The sequence below is a fragment of the Microbispora sp. CSR-4 genome (assembly GCF_008033685.1).
Taxonomy (GTDB): domain Bacteria; phylum Actinomycetota; class Actinomycetes; order Streptosporangiales; family Streptosporangiaceae; genus Microbispora.
The window spans coordinates 1-931 of the sequence record NZ_VJVX01000193.1; the positions used below are offsets into that span (position 1 = coordinate 1).

The 931-nt window shown below is 69.0% G+C and carries 1 protein-coding gene; it reads right to left on the reverse strand.

Going from position 1 to position 931, the window contains the following annotated elements; translation table 11 throughout:
• Positions 1-931 (reverse strand): arabinofuranosidase catalytic domain-containing protein (locus tag FLV34_RS43165; protein WP_187280885.1); only part of this gene is annotated, 931 nt, incomplete at both ends.

The window sequence follows — 931 nt, forward strand, 5'->3', positions numbered from 1 at the left end:
GCCGGAGGTGTACGTCCACCGCTGGTTGGTCTGTCCGTTGCAGTCCCACAGCTGGACCTGGGTGCCGTTGGTGGTGCCGGCGTTCGGCACGTCGACGCAACGGCCGGACTGGCCACCGACGATCTCGGCGTTCTGCTGCGGGCCGCCGCCTCCCGCCGTCGCGTAGCCGGCGGCGGCGATGTTCGCCTGTACGGCGTTTTCGGTGGCCTCCGTCGGATAGCCGGAGGTCAGCACGCCCTCGTAGAAGGTGCCGCGCCCGGAGACGCTGTTGTCGCCGCCGATGCCGAGCAGGATGGCGCCTTCCTTCTTCATCGGGTTGTAGCCGTTGGGGCGACGTCCGTCGAAATAGGTCGTCAGGCCGCCCGACTGCGCGTCGCCGCCCCGGATCGCCCAGTGGTTCGGCTCGCCCTTGACGATGGCGGTGACGAAGCGGTGGTTGATGGGTGCGAGGTCGTTGTAGCCCGCGTTCACCCCGGAGAACAGTCCCCACTCCAGATCGGCCATGATCCAGGGACCGGCTCCGGACCCGTAGCCCCACTGCTTGTCGGCGCCGAAGTAGACCGTCTCCATGATGGCGGGGGCGTCGGCCTGGCCGTCCGTCTGCGCGTTGCCGTAGTCGAAGCAGCACCACTGGTTGTAGTGCGTGCCGTCGACGACGGCGTAGATGCCCTCGGGCTGGTCGCCGGTCGCGACACCGTTGGTGTTGTTGTTGCGGTAGCCCGTGCCGGGCTCCACGCGGACGCCGTACGCCTTCTGGCCGCCGATGGTGATCGGGGCCGCCTTCGCGTCAGCGAGGTTGTCCCATCCGCCCGCGGCAGGGCCCTTCCAGTAGCCGGGAGGCGCCTGGGTGAGGCGGTTGTTGCGGCCGGACTGGTCGTAGATGATCGTGATCACGCAGGTGGTGCCGGCGCAGAACGAGTCCTGCGTCGCG